Below are 17587 nucleotides of genomic sequence, written 5' to 3' on the forward strand. Positions count from 1 at the left end.
CCCCACCTAACGATGGCGTGGACAAAAGTCTGTTCAGCCGGAGTCGCCGAGGGCCGGGTATCGATCCGCGCTGCTGGTGAAGGCCGTGACCGACCGTCGCTCTGACAGGATCAGCGGTCGCCCCGTGACCGCGGCGCCAATTCTTGGAAGGCCAGTTTCATGGACGATCTGTTGCGTGAGTTCCTGACGGAGACCAGCGAGAGCCTGGACACCGTCGACAATCAATTGGTGCGGTTCGAGCAGGAGCCGAACAACGCCAAGATCCTCGATAACATCTTCCGGCTGGTGCACACGATCAAGGGGACCTGCGGTTTCCTCGGCCTGCCGCGGCTCGAGGCGCTGGCGCACGCCGCCGAAACATTGATGGGCAAATTCCGCGACGGCATGCCGGTGACCGGCGAGGCCGTGACGCTGATCCTGACCACGATCGACCGCATCAAGGACATCCTGGGACAGCTCGAGGCCAACGAGGCCGAGCCCGAGGGCGAGGACCGCGACCTCATCAGCGAGCTCGAGGCGATGGTCGAGCGCGGCATGGCGGCGATGGCCGCCGGCGAGGCGGCCCCGCCGCTGGTGCCGGCCGCGCCGCCCGCCCCCGCGGTGACGCACGGCTCGCTGATCGACCAGACGCTGGAGCGTCCGCTGCGTCCGGGCGAAGTGTCGCTCGACGAGCTCGAGCGGGCCTTCCGCGAGACCGCGATCGAGTTGCCGCCCGCGCATGAGAAGGCGCCTGAGCCCAAGGCCGCTGCCCCGGCGCCGGTCGCCAAGGCCGGGCCTGCCAAGGCGGAAGCAGAGGCCAAGGCCGAGCCGAAGAAGGCGGCGCGGCCGAAGGTCAATGCCGACGGCGAGGTGCACGAGAACGACAAGGTCGCCAACCAGTCGATCCGCGTCAACGTCGACACGCTCGAACATCTGATGACGATGGTCTCGGAGCTGGTGCTGACGCGCAACCAGCTCCTGGAGATCGCCCGCCGCAACGAGGACACCGAGTTCAAGGTGCCGCTGCAGCGGCTGTCCAACGTCACCGCCGAGCTGCAGGAGGGCGTCATGAAGACGCGCATGCAGCCGATCGGCAATGCCTGGCAGAAGCTGCCGCGCATCGTCCGCGACCTCGCCACCGAACTCGGCAAGCAGATCGAGCTCGAGATGCACGGCGCCGACACCGAGCTCGACCGCCAGGTGCTCGACCTGATCAAGGACCCGCTCACCCACATGGTGCGCAACTCCGCCGATCACGGCCTGGAGACGATGGCCGAGCGCGCCGCGGCCGGCAAGGCCGAGCAGGGCACCATCCGGCTGTCCGCCTATCACGAAGGCGGCCATATCATCATCTGCATCGCCGACAACGGCCGCGGCCTCAACACCGAGCGCATCAAGGCCAAGGCCTTGGCGAACGGCCTCGTCACCGAGGCCGAGCTCGAGAAGATGACGGAAGCGCAGATCCACAAGTTCATCTTCGAGCCGGGCTTCTCGACCGCGGCCGCCGTCACCTCGGTCTCGGGCCGCGGCGTCGGCATGGACGTGGTGCGCACCAACATCGACCAGATCGGCGGCACCATCGACATCAAGTCGGTGCTCGGCGAGGGCACCTCGGTCACCATCAAGATCCCGCTGACGCTCGCGATCGTCTCGGCGCTGATCGTCGAAGCCGGCGGCGACCGCTTCGCGATCCCGCAATTGTCGGTCGTCGAGTTGGTGCGTGCGCGCGCCAACTCCGAGCATCGCATCGAGCGCATCAAGGACACCGCGGTCTTGCGCTTGCGCAACAAGCTGCTGCCGCTGATGCATCTGAAGAAGCTCCTGAAGATCGACGACGGCTCGTCGACCGATCCGGAGAACGGCTTCATCGTGGTGACGCAGGTCGGCAACCAGACCTTCGGCATCGTGGTCGACTGCGTGTTCCACACCGAGGAAATCGTGGTCAAGCCGATGTCGACCAAGCTGCGTCACATCGACATGTTCTCGGGCAACACCATCCTGGGCGACGGCGCCGTGATCATGATCATCGATCCGAACGGCATTGCGAAAGCGCTCGGCGCCGCCGGCTCGGCCTCGCAGGCGGTGTCCGACGAGCACGCCGCGCATCACGCCATCGGCGGCGAGCAGCTCACCTCGCTGCTGGTGTTCCGCGCCGGCACGGCGCAGCCCAAGGCGGTGCCGCTGGCGCTGGTCACGCGCCTGGAGGAGATCGCGGCCGACAAGATCGAGATCTCCAACGGCCGCTACATGGTGCAGTACCGCGACCAGCTGATGCCCTTGGTGCAGATGGAAGGCGTGTCGGTGCAGACGTCGGGCTCGCAGCCGATCCTGGTGTTCGCCGACGAGACCCGCGCGATGGGCCTCGTGGTCGACGAGATCATCGACATCGTCGAGGAGCGGCTCAACATCCAGGTCTCCGGCGCCAAGGACGGCATCCTCGGCTCGGCGGTGATCAAGGGCCAGGCGACCGAGGTGATCGACGTCGGCCACTTCCTGCCGATGGCCTTCGCCGACTGGTTCATCCGCAAGGAGATGCACACCGACGCGCAGACGCAGTCGGTGCTGCTGGTCGACGACTCGCCGTTCTTCCGCAACATGCTGGCGCCGGTGTTGAAGTCGGCCGGCTACAAGGTGCGCACGGCGGCCTCGGCGATCGAGGGCCTGGCCACGCTGCGCTCCGGGCACAGCTTCGACATCGTCGTCACCGACATCGAGATGCCGGAGATGAACGGCTTCGAGTTCACCGAGGCGATCCGCGCCGACCAGAACCTGAGCCAGATGCCGGTCATCGCGGTGTCGTCGCTGGTGTCGCCGGCGGCGATCGAGCGCGGCCGCCAGGCGGGCCTCTACGACTACATCGCCAAGTTCGACCGGCCAGGCCTGATCGCGGCGCTGAAGGAACAGATCGAGGAACGGGCCCGCGCCGAAGCCAACCGGCGGGCCGCGTGACAGCAAGCGGACAGGAGTAGCGTGCGATGAGCAGCAAGATCGAAACCACCGAGGGCGCCGCCGTCGAATACGTCACTGCGATGATCGGCGGCCAGCTGTTCGGCCTGCCGATCTCCCGGGTACAGGACGTGTTCATGCCGGAGCGGGTGACGCGGGTGCCGCTGTCATCGGCGGAGATCGCCGGGGTCCTGAACCTGCGCGGCCGCATCGTGACCGTCGTCGACATGCGGGCGCGGCTCGGCCTTGCCCGCGCCGAGGACGGCAAGCCGCCGATGGCGGTCGGCGTCGATCTGCGCGGCGAGTCCTACGGTCTCCTGATCGACCAGATCGGCGAGGTGCTGCGGCTGCCCGAGGAGGGCCGGGAGGAGAACCCCGTCAATCTCGACCCGCGCATGGCGAAATTCGCCGGCGGCGTGCACCGCCTCGACGGCCAGCTGATGGTCATTCTCGACGTCGATCGCGTGCTCGAACTCCTGCCGAAGGCAGCAATCGCCGCCTAGCCCGTCAACCGTCCCATAGGGGAGACAACAATGAAGAGCTGTCTGGTCGTGGATGACTCCAGCGTCGTGCGCAAGATCGCACGGCGTATCCTGGAGGAGTTGGGCTTCTCCGTCGTCGAGGCGGAGGATGGCGAGCGGGCGCTCGAGATCTGCACCAAGAGCCTGCCGGACGCCATTCTGCTCGACTGGAACATGCCCGTCATGGACGGTTATGATTTCCTCGGGCGCCTGCGCCGGCTGCCGGGCGGCGAAGGCCCCAAGGTGGTGTTCTGCACCACCGAAAACGACATCGATCACATTTCGCGCGCGCTGAACGCCGGCGCCAACGAATACATCATGAAGCCGTTCGACAAAGAGATTGTGGCCGCCAAATTCCAGGAAGTTGGTCTCATCCAGGCGCTGTCAGCCGAATCCGCCTGATCCCTTCGTCTGCCCAGAAGAGGCCGCCCGTGAACCAGCCTGATTATGAGTTCCTGCGCAAGCTGCTTCGAGACAAGTCCGGTCTCGATCTGTCTGCCGACAAGCAATATCTGATCGAGAGCCGCCTGCTTCCGCTCGCGCGCAAGGCCGGCCTGGCCAGCATCAGCGATCTCGTCCAGAAGCTGAAGGACGGGTCGAGCGCCTTGATCAGCCAGGTCGTCGAAGCGATGACGACCAACGAGACGTTCTTCTTCCGCGACAAGGTCCCGTTCGATCATTTTCGCGACGTGATCATGCCGGAGCTCCTCAAGGCGCGCGCCAACCGCAAGTCGATCCGGATCTGGTGCGCTGCTTGCTCGACCGGCCAGGAGCCGTATTCGCTGGCGATGTCGCTCAAGGAGATGGGATCTGCGCTCAGTGGATGGCGCATCGAGATCATCGCCACCGATCTGTCGCAGGAGGTGCTGGAGAAATCGAAGGCCGGCCTCTACAGCCAGTTCGAGGTGCAGCGCGGGCTGCCGATCCAGCTTCTGGTCAAATATTTCAAGCAGGCAGGCGAACTCTGGCAGATCAATTCCGACGTGCGCGGCATGGTCCAGCATCGCCAGCTCAATCTGCTGCACGACTTCTCACAGCTCGGCACGTTCGACGTCGTGTTCTGCCGCAACGTGCTGATCTATTTCGATCAGGACACCAAGATCAACATCTTCGGCCGGCTCGCCAAGCAGATGGAGCCGGACGGCTTCCTCGTACTCGGTGCGGCGGAGACCGTCGTCGGCCTCACCGACGTGTTCAAGCCGCTCGCGGACCGGCGTGGCCTGTATCGCCCGAGCGGGATCGCTTCCGCGGCGAAGGCGTCCGCTCCGGGAATGCCCAGGATCGCGGCCGCGGGCAACTAGATGTTCCCGCAGCCCAATAGAGCAGGACGCGAAGATGTCTGACGACAACAAAGGTACGGAGCGCGTCACCTTCAGCCGTGGTTACGATGTCTGCATCATGGGCATCGACGGGACCTGGCGCAGGGACTGCCAGCTCAACGCCATCTCGGACACCGACGCGGTGCTGACGGTCGAGGGATCGATCCAGGGATTGAATCTGAAAGAGTTCTTTCTGCTGCTGTCCTCGACGGGGCTCGCCTACCGCCGCTGCGAGCTGGTCCGGGTCAACGGCTCCGAGATGGACATCCAGTTCATCAAGGGAAAGAACAAGAAGAAACGTGGCAACGCTTCCGCCGGCCAGGAAACGACCGTCAACTAGTTCGCCTTGCGGCAGCACGGCGCATTGCTCGCCCGCCGCTCGGGAAACTTCCGCGCGCGGAGCGACGAGGAGACGCGCCAGCCCGGGTCCTGCGCAAGTCCTAAGACGCGTGGCCTTTTTTCCGAGAGCCGCTTTACGTCGCCGCAGGGTCGGACGTGTATGACAACGACGTCGGTCAAATTTTCCAGGGACGGCCAATGCCGGTCATGAGTTCGGAACTTGCATCCAGCCGGTCGGAGCGCGCCGATGATGGCGAACGGCGCGCGCTGCAGCTCTTGGTCGTCGACGACGACGCCGCGCAGCGGACGCTGATCGCGCTGGCGGCCAAGCAGGCCGGCCACGCCGTGACGGTCGCGGCCACGTGCAGCGATGCGATCCGCGAGGTGCGCAACAACCGCTTTGACTGCGTGACGCTCGATCTCATGCTCGAGGATGGCGAGGGGACCGAGGTCCTCAAGGTCATCGCAGATACCCGCTTCGCCGGTTCCGTGATCGTGATCAGCGGCATGGATGCGGCAAAGCGAATTGAGGCCCGGCTGTTCGCGCGCTCGCTCGGGATCGACCTGCAGAGCCTGCCGAAGCCAGTCGATCTGGCAGCGTTGCGCATCTGCCTGGCGAATCTCGGCAAGACTGTGCTCGGCCTGCCCGTGGTTCACACCTGGGGCGGCGTCGCCGCCGAAAGTGTTGCCGCGAAGCATCGGTCCTGACAGAGCTGCATCGGCGCAAGCCGCGGTCCAGGGCGCACAATCCTATGCAACGTCCGAATCCCGCCGATCTCTGATCAAAACGAGGGCAAGGCCGGCTGACGGCTGTACGTCTTGTGTCAAATGCCGTGCAGATTTTCGTGGGCTGAGGGCCGTGCACGCGTCCGCCGCCGAGCATGTCTGTGGGCGTGGTGCACGTGGGCAACGCCGATGCGATCAGAGTTTGATGTCGATCATGACGCTGTCGGCGTTGATGTGTTTTTGCAAGGCAGCATGCTGCCCGAGACGACTGCCTTGAGATCGTGTCCAGATCATGGTCTCGTGAAGGCGATCACCGATCTGCAGCTACTACTTGTGGGTTAGGATCATAAACCGTACAAATACGGGTGCCCAAAGCACCCGACGAGTATGGTATCATAAGACGCGCTTTCATTGTTTCTTCTCCTTTGCAAGAGCAATCGCCCATGGCCGAACAAACAGCTTCCCGCGGTGAGATTTTTGTCGTCGATGACGACCCAGCCGTGCGCGACACCCTCTCGATGGTCTTGTCGGCAGGTGGGTATGAAGTGATCTGTTTTGCGGACGGCGCCGCGCTCCTGGCGGTGGCGCGGAGCAGGACACCGGCCTGTATCCTGCTCGACGTGCACATCCCCGGAAAGTCCGGTCTCGACATTCTCAGGGAACTGCACGGCGAGGACTATCCGGCTCCGATCTTCATGATCTCGGGCCAGGGCGACATCCCGATGGCCGTCAATGCGATCAAGAACGGGGCGCTCGACTTCATCGAGAAGCCGTTCCGCGGCAGTGAGATCGTGGCCCGTCTGAACGAGGCGATCGGCGCGTTCGCGCGGCGGCAGAAGGAGAATGCCTCGCCGAAGATCGGCTCGCTGCATTTCCCCGGCCGCGAGCCGCTGACGCGGCGCGAGCGCGAGGTCCTGGAACAATTCACGGCGGGGGCCTCGAACAAGGAGGCGGGGCGCACGCTGGGCATCAGCCCGCGCACGATCGAGGATCACCGCGCCAACATCATGAAGAAGCTCGGCGCGCGCAACGCGGCCGATCTGATCCGCATCGTGATGACGGCGTCGCGCGCCAATTGAGCCGATGGCCGGGCCGCCCGCACGGGGCCTCAAGCTGGAGTAGCGGCAACCGCAAGCGCCAGGCCGCGTTGGTCGGGCCGCATTGGCCAAGCCTCGTTTTTCAAGCCTGGTTTTTCAAGCCTCGGTCGCGGCGAGCGCCTTGCGGATCATCTTGGCGAGCTCGGATTTGCGGTACGGCTTCGGCAGCAGAAGAATTCCTTCGTCGAGCCGGCCGTGATGCACCACGGCATTCTCGGTGTAGCCGGAGGTGAACAGGACCCGCTGCGTCGGACGAATCCGCTGGATCTCGGATGCGAGCTGGCGGCCGTTCATCGTCCCCGGCATGATGATGTCGGTGAAGAGCAGATCGAACGGCTCTCCGGCATTGGTGATCGCCAGCGCTTCGGCGGCATTGGCCGCCTCCAGCGTCGCATAGCCCAGTGCATGGAGCTGGGCGAGAACGTAGCCGCGCACCAGCCGGTCGTCCTCCACCACCAGGATCGTCTCCTGGCCGCCCTCGATCGCCGGCGCGTCGCCCGAGGGCTGCGTGATCGCTTCTTCGCTGCCCGGCGGCAGGTACATCCGGATCGTGGTGCCGTGGCCCTCTTCGCTGTAGATCCTGATGTGGCCGGCAGATTGCTTCACGAAGCCGTACACCATCGACAATCCGAGCCCTGTCCCCTTGCCCGGCCCCTTCGAGGTGAAGAACGGATTGAACACCTTGTCGATGATGGCGGCGGGAATGCCGCTGCCACTGTCGCTCACCGCGATCATCGCGTAGCGACCGGGCCGCACGTCGTCGTAGAGACTCGCGTAGTTCTCGTCGAGGTCGGCCCAGCCGGTCTCCAGGATGAGCTTGCCGCCATTCGGCATCGCGTCGCGGGCATTGAGCGCGAGGTTGATGACCGCCGTGGCGAGCTGGTTCGGATCGACGTGCGCCACGCAGGTCTCGTCCTGGAAGACGGACTCGATCTCGATCTGCTCTCCGAGCGTCGGCCGCAGCAACTTGGCCGTGTCGATCATCAGCGTGTTGACGTCGACCTCGCGCGGCTGCAGCGGCTGCCGGCGCGCAAAGGCGAGCAGATGCTGGGTGAGATCGGCCCCGCGCGCGGCGGCCTCGTCGATCATCCGGGTGATCGCGGCGAGCTGCGGCTCCTTGGCAACGGCCGCGGCGAGGATCTCGATCGTGCCGGTGATCACGGTGAGGATGTTGTTGAAGTCGTGCGCGATGCCGCCGGTGAGCTGGCCGATCGCCTCCATCTTCTCGGACTGGCGGATCCGCTCCTCGGTCGCGATCTTGTCGGTGAGGTCGCGGAAGAAGCCGTTCAGCACGACACCGTTGCGGGTCTTCAGCGCGGTCACGCTGAGCTCGGCCTTGAACTCGCGGCCGTCGCGCCGCTTCACCATGACCTCGCGTCGGCGGCCGACCCCGAGTGCGCTCGCTTGTCCGGTCATCAGGATGCGGCCGAGCGCGGCGCGCAGCTCCTCGCCGACGTCCCCGACCGTGATCACGTCGAAGACGTCCTTGCCGATGATCTCGGCGCGCGACCAGCCGAAGATCTTCTCGGCCTGGGAGTTCCAGTTGAGAATGGCCCCGTTGTCGTCGACCTGGACGAAGGCATCGAGCGCGGTCTCGACGATGTTGCGGGCGAGCTGTTCGCTCTCCCGCAGCGTCTCCTGCGCCAGCCGGCTCTCGGTCATGTCGCGGCCGATGAAGAAGTGGCGCTGCACCGGCTCCGACCAGTTCGAGGTCCAGGACAGCGTCACCACGCGGCCGTCCTTGTGGACGTAGCGGCAGTCGGAGGTGCGCGCCCGAAGGCCGAGGCGCGAGGCGCGAAGCTCCTCGCGTGCTTTGGGTAGATCGTCCGGGTGGATGAACTCCGCGCCGCTGCGGCCGATCATCTCCGCCGGCGTATAGCCGAGAATCGCCTCCACGCTCGGTGAGACCTGAACCAGGATGCCATTGCGGTCGGTGATGAGGATCAGGTCCTGCGACGTCTCGAAGATGCGCCGCCGTTCCTCGGTCTGCTGGCGCAGCGCCAGTTCGGTCCGGCGGCTCTCGGTGATGTCGCGTGCGATCTTGGAGGCGCCGATGATCTGGCCCGTCGGTGATTTGATCGGCGAGACGCTGAGCGAGACCTGGACCAGCTCACCGTCCTTGCGGATCCGCACCGTCTCGAAATGCTGGATCCGCTCGCCGCGGGCCATGCGCGCCAGAAGGTCCTGGGCCTCGGCCATGCGCTCGGGCGGCACGAGGAAATCCGCAAGGCGGCCCACGGCCTCCTCGGCGGAGTAGCCCAGCATGGCCTCGGCTGCCGGATTCCAGGCGGTGATGGTGCCGTCCAGCGACAGCGTCACGATCGCGTCGTTCGACGATTCCACCGCGGCACTGTAGAGCCGTTCGCGGGCGGCGAAATGGTCGCGCGCTGCTTCGGTCAGGTAATGCTCCTGGACCTCGCGCTCGAGCTCGGCGGTCTTGGTGCGAACCTCGTCCAGCACGCGGGCGAAGGCGCGCGCCAGCACGCCGGTCTCGCCGACCGCATCGAGCGGGATATTCACCGCCTCGCCGCGCCCCACGCCCTCGACGGCCTGGGTCAGTTGGTTGATCGGCCGCGTCAGCGAGCGCGCGACCACGAAGGCGAGCGCGGCCGCGCACAGCATCGCGATCAGGCCGACCTCGATCGCCGTCTTGCGGATGGCGAGGGCGGGCGCCATGAAGGCGGTGTTCGGGATCGTCTCGATCACCGCCACCCATTCCTGTCCCGCGAGCAGCGCCGGGGCAAAGGCGACACCGCCGGGGCGATCGGCTTCGTCGTGCAGGATCTGCGCGAAACCCTCGGCGCTGCCGGTCGCGCCTGCGAGCGTCGGAAAATCGTCCTGCCATCGCGTCGATCGGCCGCGTTTCGAGGCGAATTCCCGGTCTGATTCGGGATGGAAGAGATAGTCGCCGCGGGCGTTCACGACATAGAGCTGCGCGCCCGGGCGGGCCGCCGTGCGCAGATGCGCGAAGATCGGGCGCATGTCGAGATCGACCATCAGGATCGCGTACGGCTTGCCGTCCGGCGCGAACACCGGCGTGCCGACGCACAGCATCGGCACGCCTGTTTTGGGGTCCGTCGTGTTGCCGTCGAGAATGATCGGCGAGAGCCGGATGCCGCCGGGCGGCAGGCTCAGCGTCTCCTTGATGTAGTTGCGCTCGCCGCGCGTGATCAGCTCGTTCTCCGGAACGATCCGAACCGTGTTGCCCGGCCCGAGCCGGTCGACCCGGATCAGCTCGCGATAATCGTTCTCGATCCCGACCAGGCGGATCATCGCGTAGGTCGGCTTGGCCTGTAGCTCGGCGAAGTAGCGCGTTGCGACCCGCTCGCGCCACGACTGCGCCGGCAGCCCTTCGCGGGGATCGGGAGCTCCCGTCTTCAGTGTGCGTATCAACGTTGCCAGATTCGGCGAGGCGCGATAGCCGTTGATGTCGTTCCGGGCGCCGCCGACATAGTTTTCGAGCTCGGTCGCCATCAGGCGCGAATGCGACTCGATTCGATCGAGCGCGCGCGGCAACAGCGCCCGCTCGAGGCTGCGATAGCCGAGCCAGCCGACGGCGAACACCGCGATCGCGACCAGCAGGATCATCGCGATCGCCAGCCGCGTCGTCAGCGTGAGGCGGCCGCCGAACCGCGGCGTCTCGCTCGCGCGCTGCGCGCCGCTGAGCAGGAGCCCTTCGGTTCGGCCGTCAGGATTTCGGAACAGCATCTTGGCCTGGCCGGGGTCGAGCAGCCCGATCGCCTGCCGATGCCAGGCATTCGGAAACCATCGTCAGGAGAGCTGCCGGTTTGAACGGCTTGGGCAATGCGGACACCGCTCCCAGCCTCGTGGCCATGGTAAGATAATCGGGCTCTATCACTGAGGTCGGGCTGTGGGCACGTCCCGAGGTCATGATGATCGGAACGCCGGGCGTGTGCTTGAGGATCAAGCGCATCGCCTCCAGCCCGTCCATGCCCGGCATGAAGATGTCCAGGATCACCAAGTCAAAGCTCTCGCTCGTGAAGCGGACGAGCGCCTTCTGGCCGTCGCCCGCGATGCCGACGACGTGACCGGCCCGTTCGAGCACGCGCTGAATTGTCAGCTGCATGAGCGGATCGTCGTCCACGACCAGAATCTTCGCCACGCTCCGCATCTCCCGATTGGCTGGCAGCAAGACCAACGGTCAGTTGTAAGGTTTTGCCCAATTCGCGGCGCGCCGCAAGCGTTTCGCCGGGCAAGTCACATGCAGGATGGGGCGCGGTGATCGATGTCCTGTACGGGACAAGGGTGGACTATCCGGGCGCCGGGCCTGCATTCGGGGCGCTCGCGCCGTAGTTGCATGGCACGGAGCGCTCCATAATCGCCTCGTCCTCGCGCCGAATGCACAATATTTGAGCACATGTCTGAGGATTTGCGATCCCAGGCGGCGCGACAGACGGTGCGGACCAGCACGGGACGGAGTGGCCACAGACGACATGCCGGCGTGCGGCGTGACACCGCTCACGTCCTCCGATTGGGCGGGGCTGCTAGCCACTGAGATAGTCCGGCCAGCGGCCGCGAATGGTCGCGAGGTCGCTCAGCGTCCCGGTCAGGTGCTCGCGCAGATGCGTCTGCGCGTCGTTCGGCCGGCCCGCGGCGATCGCATCGACGATCTGCTTGTGATGGCGCAGGATCGTCTGCGCCTTGCCGGGTGAGGGCAGATGCAGCCGGCGCAACCGGTCGATGTGACCGCTGCGGCTGCGCACCAGGGTCCACAGCTCGTGCTTGTCCGCGGCAGTGTAGAGCCGCTCGTGGAATGCGTTGTCGACCACCGTGAATGACGCGAAGTCGCCGTCCCTGGCGAATCGCCGCTGCTGGGCGATCAGAGCATGGAGTTCGTCGATCGGCGCCGCCGCAGGCCGCAGCGCGAGCAGGCGCACGATCTCGAGCTCCAGCGCCTGGCGCAGGAACTGCGCCTGCTGCGCCCGACCAACATCGATGCGGCTGACCAGGGTCGCGTGCTGCGGGAACACGTCGACGAGGCCTTCCTCGGCGAGGCGCATCAGCGCGTCGCGGATCGGCGTCGAGCTGAGGCCGAACTCGGCCTGCAGCGCCGGCCGCGACAATGGCGCTCCCGGTGGGAGCGCGAGGGCGATGATCTGGTCGCGCAACCGCTCGAAGACCTGCGGTGCCGCGCGCCGGCTCGGATCGAGCCGTTCGGGCGGGAGAACCGCAGCAGGCGTCGCGGGCAATGCCATTTGGTGGGACGTCCGGCTCGAATGTCGCAGGGGGAGAACAGCCCTTGTCAGAGATGCACTAATGCATTAGTGCATCTCTCCGCCGGCCGTCAAGAAGGAGCCGGCACGCGAGGAGGGATGTCCCATGTTCGAGAAGTTCGCGCGCTCGGGCGCACGAGCCGCCGGCCTGCTGGCCACGCTGCTGGTCGCGGCGGCCTGGAATGACGCCGCGCAGGCCCAGCAGAAGACCGAAATCTCGCTGTCGCGCCAGCCTGGCATCTTCTACATGCCGAGCCACATCATCGAGAAGAACAAGCTGATCGAGAAGCATGCGGCCGCGCTCGGCGTGCCCGGCGTCACCACCAAATGGCTGACCTTCTCCGGCGGCGGCGCGCAGACCGATGCGCTGTTGTCGGGCAGCGTCGACATCCTCAACACCGGCACCGGCAATCTGCTGCTGTTGTGGGATCGTACCCGCGGTGGCGTGAAGGGCATCGTCGCCACCTCGGCGCAGCCGATGACCCTGATCAGCCGCGATCCCAACATCAAGTCGATCAAGGACTTCGGTCCCAGTGACAAGATCGCCGTGCCGACCGTCAAGGTCTCGACCCAGGCCATCGTGCTGCAGATCGCGGCCGCCGAAGCGTTCGGCGCCGATCAGTGGAACAAGCTCGACGCCAACACCGTGCAGCTCGGTCACCCCGACGCCTATACGGCGCTGTCGAACCCGCAGCACGAGGTGCACAATCATTTCTCGATCCCGCCCTACACGTTCCTCGAATTGAAGAACGTGCCCGGCGCGCATGTCGTGATGAATTCGCCCGACGTCATGGGCGGACCGCTGAGCCAGGCGCAGTTCTTCACCACCACGAAGTTCGCCGACGCCAATCCGAAGATCATCCAGGCGGTGCGCGATGCGACCAAGGAAGCGCAGGACCTGATCCGCAGCGATACCAGGACGGCGGTCGAGATCTACAAGGAGATCACCGGCGACAAGACCTCGGTCGATGACCTGCTCGCCTGGCTCAAGGAGCCCGGCATGATGGAATGGAATCTGGAGCCGCAGGGCACCATGAAGTTCGCGGCCCATCTCGCCAAGATCGGTACCATCAAGACCCAGCCCAAGGCCTGGACCGACTATTATCTGCCGGTCGCGCATGATCTGAAGGGCAACTGATGTCCGCGCTGCTCGACGTCGATGGCGTCACCCTGCGCTACAAGACCTCCAGCGCGGTGATCACCGCGACGGAGCGGGTCGGCTTCTCCGTCGACCGCTCCGATCGCTTCGTGCTGCTGGGACCGTCCGGTTGCGGCAAGTCGACCTTGCTGAAGGCGGTCGGTGGCTACATCAAGCCGAGCGAGGGCCGGATGCGCATCAGCGGCCGCGAGATCACCGGTCCTGGCGCCGATCGCATGATGATCTTCCAGGAGTTCGACCAGCTGCTGCCGTGGAAGACCGTGCTCGCCAACGTGATGTTCCCGCTGCTGACGGCGCGGCGCATGCCGCGCAAGGAGGCCGAGAGCCGCGCCCGCACCTATATCGAGAAAGTCGGGCTGACGCGCGTCGTCGATGCCTATCCGCACACGCTGTCGGGCGGCATGAAGCAGCGCGTCGCGATCGCCCGGGGCATGGCGATGGAGCCGGACATCCTGCTGATGGACGAGCCGTTCGCCGCGCTCGATGCGCTGACGCGGCGCACCTGCCAGGACGAGCTGCTGCAGTTGTGGAACGAGACGAAATTCACCGTCCTGTTCGTGACGCATTCGATCGCCGAAGCCATCAAGATCGGCAACCGCATTCTGCTGCTGTCGCCGCATCCCGGCCGCGTCAAGGCCGAGGTGGTCGACGTCGACAAGGTCTCGGCCGAGGACGGCAGCGCGGCGCGCCTGGAGAAGCAGATCCATGATCTTTTGTTCTCCGAACCTGCAACGACGCATTGAGGACGGCGCCCATGGCTGAAGCCAAGATCATCCTGCGCGATACGTCGCCCGCGAGCGCCGCGCCTGCAGATGTCGCGCGCAAGCTCGGCGTGCTCGAGCTGCTGTGGAACGACGGCTTCGTGCGCAAGAGCCTGATCATCGTCTTGCTCGCCGCGATCTGGCAGGCCTATGGCAGCTATCTCGACAATCCCCTGCTGTTCCCGACCTTCTCCGACACCATCGCGGCGCTGTGGGAGAAGGTCCGCGACGGCACCATCCCGATGCGCGTCTGGACCTCGCTGAAGGTGCTGTTCATGGGCTATGCCGCCGGCATCGTTCTCGCGGCGATCCTGACTGTGCTCGCGATCTCGACCCGCATCGGCACCGATTTCCTCGAGACGATCACGGCGATGTTCAATCCCTTGCCGGCGATCGCGCTGCTGCCGCTGGCGCTGATCTGGTTCGGGCTCGGCAGCGGCAGTCTCGTCTTCGTGCTGATCCATTCGGTGCTGTGGCCCGTCGCGCTCAACACCCATTCCGGCTTCAAAAGCGTCTCGAACACGCTGCGCATGGTCGGGCGCAACTACGGTCTCAGCGGCTTCTCCTATGTGATCCGCATCCTGATTCCGGCGGCGTTCGGCGCCATCCTCACGGGTTTGAAGATCGGCTGGGCCTTCGCCTGGCGCACCCTGATCGCGGCCGAGCTGGTGTTCGGTGTCTCCTCGGGGCAGGGCGGCCTCGGCTGGTTCATCTTCGAGAACCGCAATCTGCTCGAGATCCCCGCGGTGTTCGCCGGCCTGCTGACCGTGATCCTGATCGGCCTCGTGGTCGAGAATCTGATCTTCCGCACCATCGAGCGCAAGACCGTGCTGACCTGGGGAACGCAATCATGAGCCACAAGAAGAGCCCCGATCAGCTGCGCAGCGCGCGCTGGTTCGCGCCCGACGATCTCCGTTCCTTCGGCCATCGTTCGCGGGTGATGCAGATGGGCTATGCCCAGGAGGAGTGGAAGGGCCGTCCGGTCATCGCCATCATCAACACCTGGTCCGACGCGCAGCCCTGCCACATGCACTTCAAGCAGCGCGTCGACGACGTCAAGCGCGGCGTGCTGATGGCCGGCGGTTTCCCGATCGAGCTGCCGGCGCTGTCGCTGTCGGAGTCGCTGTTGAAGCCGACCACGATGCTCTATCGCAACATGCTGGCGATGGATGTCGAGGAGCTCTTGCGCGGACACCCCGTCGATGGCGTCGTGCTGATGGGCGGCTGCGACAAGACCACGCCGGCGCTGCTGCTCGGCGCCACCAGCATGAACCTGCCGGCGATCTATCTCCCGGCCGGGCCGATGCTGCGCGGCAACTGGAAGGGCAAGACGCTCGGCTCCGGGTCCGACGCCTGGAAGTACTGGGATGAACGCCGCGCCGGCAAGCTGTCGGACGCCGATTGGAATGCCATGGAGGCCGGCATCGCCCGCAGCCACGGCACCTGCATGACCATGGGGACGGCCTCGACCATGACCGCGATCGCGGAAGCGATCGGCATGACCTTGCCCGGCGCCTCGTCGATTCCGGCTGCCGATGCCGAGCACATCCGCATGAGCTCGGAATGCGGCCGCCGCGTCGTCGAGATGGTGTGGGAGGACCTGACGCCATCGAAGATCCAGACCCACGCAGCGTTCGAGAACGCGATCGCGGTCGCCATGGCGATGGGCTGCTCGACCAATGCGATCATCCACGTGATCGCGCAGGCACGCCGCGCCGGGGCCGATATTGGCCTCGATGATTTCGAGGCGGCCAGCCGCAAGGTGCCGGTGCTCGCCAATGTCCGGCCGAGCGGCGACACCTATCTGATGGAGGACTTCTACTACGCCGGCGGCCTGCCCGGCCTGATGAGCCGGATGAAAGAGCATCTCCATCTCGACTGCCTCACTGTCAACGGCCGTACGCTCGGCGACAACATCGCTGACGCCGGCGTCTACAATGACGACGTCATCCGTCCGCAGTCGAACCCGATCTATCGCGAAGGCGCGCTCGCCGTGCTCAAGGGCAACCTTGCGCCGGACGGCTGCGTCATCAAGCCCTCTGCCTGCGATCCGCGCTTCCTCAGGCACACCGGCCCGGCGCTGGTGTTCGACGACTATCCCTCGATGAAGAAGGCGATCGACGATCCCGATCTCGACGTCACCGCCGACCATGTGCTGATCCTGCGCAATGCCGGGCCCCAGGGCGGGCCGGGGATGCCGGAATGGGGCATGCTGCCGATCCCGACCAAGCTCGTGCGCGAGGGCGTGCGCGACATGGTCCGGCTGTCCGACGCGCGCATGAGCGGCACGAGCTATGGCGCCTGCATCCTGCATGTGGCGCCGGAGGCCTATGTCGGCGGCCCGCTGGCGCTGGTGAAGAATGGCGACCTGATCACGCTCGACGTCGCCGCGCGCACCATCAATCTCGACGTGCCCGAGGAGGAGCTGGCGCGCCGCCGCGCCGCCTGGACACCGCCGGCGCCGCGTTTCGAGCGCGGCTATGGCTGGATGTTCGCCCGCCACATCCGCCAAGCCAATGACGGTTGCGACTTCGACTTCCTGGAGACCGGCTTCGGCGCGCCGGTCGGGGAACCCGCGATTTATTAGTTCATAGCGCCGCGTTAGCCCGCGCTGTTTCCGCGATCGAGGTGCGCTCCCTCCCCCCTTGCGGGGGAGGGGGGTACCCAAAGCGACACCGTTGATGTGGACCCCCACCCCCAACCCCTCCCCGCAAGGGGGAGGGGAGAACGACGAGCACCGCATGACCAGACTCAGCACCGCCACCCGCAACAAGCTCAAGACCGTCTCGACGGCCACGGTCGCTACCGCGCTGTTCAAGCGCGGCCTGCGCATCCAGTGCATCCAGAACGTCCATCCGCTCAGCCCGGCGCAGCCGACCATGGTCGGCGAAGCCTTCACCTTGCGCTACATCCCAGCGCGCGAGGACCTCAACACCATCGAGGTGTTTCGCGACCGCGGCCATCCGCAGCGCAAGGCCGTCGAGGATTGTCCGCCCGGCGCCGTGCTGGTGATGGACAGCCGCAAGGACGCGCGCGCCGCCTCGGCCGGCGCAATTCTCGTGAGCCGCCTGCAGCAGCGCGGCGTCGCCGGCGTCGTCACCGACGGCGGCTTCCGTGACGCCGCCGAGATTGCCAAGCTCGGCATCCCCGCCTTCCACCAGCGTCCGAGCGCGCCGACCAATCTCACCCTGCATCATGCGATCGAGATCAACGGCCCGATCGCCTGCGGCGACGCGCCGGTGTTTCCCGGTGACGTCATCCTCGGCGATTCCGACGGCGTCATCGTCATCCCCGCCCATCTCGCCGACGAGATCGCGGACGAGACGTTCGAGATGACCGCGTTCGAGGATTTCGTTGCCGAGGAAGTTGCCAAGGGCCGCTCGATCCTCGGCCTCTATCCGGCGACCGATCCGCAGACGCCCGCCGACTTCGCGGCGTGGCGCGCGAAGAACAACCGGTAGCCGCTACGTCCTCGGCTGTCGTTGCGGATGCGACGCCGATTGCGA

Annotated in this window: 15 protein-coding genes; 12 read left to right on the plus strand and 3 right to left on the minus strand. The window is 65.9% G+C overall.

Annotated features, from left to right (window positions below):
* The first annotated feature begins 159 nt into the window (after window positions 1–159).
* From QX048_RS18080 to QX048_RS18110, 7 genes are all read left to right on the plus strand, one after another.
* Window positions 160–2928: a hybrid sensor histidine kinase/response regulator gene (locus tag QX048_RS18080; RefSeq protein ID WP_315714011.1), complete on the plus strand. Its 2769-nt coding sequence runs from the start codon at window positions 160–162 to the stop codon at window positions 2926–2928.
* A gap of 26 nt (window positions 2929–2954) precedes the next feature.
* On the plus strand, window positions 2955–3428 hold the full coding sequence (locus QX048_RS18085) for a chemotaxis protein CheW (protein ID WP_315800634.1): 474 nt from the start codon (window positions 2955–2957) through the stop codon (window positions 3426–3428).
* 30 nt (window positions 3429–3458) lie between these two features.
* Complete coding sequence (locus QX048_RS18090; protein ID WP_315716971.1) at window positions 3459–3848, plus strand: response regulator; 390 nt, start codon at window positions 3459–3461, stop codon at window positions 3846–3848.
* Between the two features lie 29 nt (window positions 3849–3877).
* Complete coding sequence (locus tag QX048_RS18095) at window positions 3878–4747, plus strand: protein-glutamate O-methyltransferase CheR (RefSeq protein WP_315750716.1); 870 nt, start codon at window positions 3878–3880, stop codon at window positions 4745–4747.
* A 34-nt stretch (window positions 4748–4781) separates the two neighbouring features.
* Window positions 4782–5105, plus strand: a complete 324-nt coding sequence (locus tag QX048_RS18100; RefSeq protein ID WP_315716973.1) for a PilZ domain-containing protein — start codon at window positions 4782–4784, stop codon at window positions 5103–5105.
* 197 nt (window positions 5106–5302) lie between these two features.
* Entirely contained in the window at window positions 5303–5812 is a 510-nt protein-coding gene (locus QX048_RS18105; RefSeq protein WP_315750717.1) for a response regulator, read from the plus strand.
* A gap of 461 nt (window positions 5813–6273) precedes the next feature.
* Window positions 6274–6909 carry a response regulator transcription factor gene (locus tag QX048_RS18110; protein ID WP_315750719.1) on the plus strand — a complete coding sequence of 212 codons (636 nt, stop codon included), beginning with the start codon at window positions 6274–6276 and terminating at the stop codon, window positions 6907–6909.
* Between the two features lie 114 nt (window positions 6910–7023).
* Here the strand turns inward: QX048_RS18110 and QX048_RS18115 are convergent, their stop codons facing one another.
* From QX048_RS18115 to QX048_RS18125, 3 genes are all read right to left on the minus strand, one after another.
* Complete coding sequence (locus QX048_RS18115; RefSeq protein WP_316200576.1) at window positions 7024–10635, minus strand: PAS domain S-box protein; 3612 nt, start codon at window positions 10633–10635, stop codon at window positions 7024–7026.
* Window positions 10616–11050 carry a response regulator gene (locus QX048_RS18120; RefSeq protein ID WP_316173311.1) on the minus strand — a complete coding sequence of 145 codons (435 nt, stop codon included), beginning with the start codon at window positions 11048–11050 and terminating at the stop codon, window positions 10616–10618. Before QX048_RS18120 ends, QX048_RS18115 begins: the two co-directional genes overlap by 20 nt.
* 382 nt (window positions 11051–11432) lie before the next feature.
* On the minus strand, window positions 11433–12143 hold the full coding sequence (locus tag QX048_RS18125) for a GntR family transcriptional regulator (protein WP_316173309.1): 711 nt from the start codon (window positions 12141–12143) through the stop codon (window positions 11433–11435).
* A 124-nt stretch (window positions 12144–12267) separates the two neighbouring features.
* Between QX048_RS18125 and QX048_RS18130 the strand changes: the two genes are divergently transcribed.
* From QX048_RS18130 to QX048_RS18150, 5 genes are all read left to right on the plus strand, one after another.
* Window positions 12268–13299 (plus strand): ABC transporter substrate-binding protein, encoded by a 1032-nt coding sequence (locus QX048_RS18130; protein WP_316173307.1) that lies wholly within the window; start codon window positions 12268–12270, stop codon window positions 13297–13299.
* On the plus strand, window positions 13299–14063 hold the full coding sequence (locus QX048_RS18135; RefSeq protein WP_316173306.1) for an ABC transporter ATP-binding protein: 765 nt from the start codon (window positions 13299–13301) through the stop codon (window positions 14061–14063). The genes QX048_RS18130 and QX048_RS18135 overlap by 1 nt, the downstream gene beginning before the upstream one ends.
* Before the next feature lie 11 nt (window positions 14064–14074).
* Complete coding sequence (locus QX048_RS18140) at window positions 14075–14935, plus strand: ABC transporter permease (protein ID WP_315716981.1); 861 nt, start codon at window positions 14075–14077, stop codon at window positions 14933–14935.
* A complete protein-coding gene (gene araD, locus QX048_RS18145; RefSeq protein ID WP_316200577.1) occupies window positions 14932–16668 on the plus strand; it encodes an L-arabinonate dehydratase in 1737 nt (578 codons plus the stop codon). The genes QX048_RS18140 and araD overlap by 4 nt, the downstream gene beginning before the upstream one ends.
* Before the next feature lie 154 nt (window positions 16669–16822).
* Window positions 16823–17542: a ribonuclease activity regulator RraA gene (locus QX048_RS18150; protein ID WP_316200578.1), complete on the plus strand. Its 720-nt coding sequence runs from the start codon at window positions 16823–16825 to the stop codon at window positions 17540–17542.
* Window positions 17543–17587 lie beyond the last annotated feature (45 nt).

This window comes from Bradyrhizobium sp. SZCCHNS30572 (genome assembly GCF_032484415.1).
In the GTDB taxonomy this organism is placed as follows: domain Bacteria; phylum Pseudomonadota; class Alphaproteobacteria; order Rhizobiales; family Xanthobacteraceae; genus Bradyrhizobium.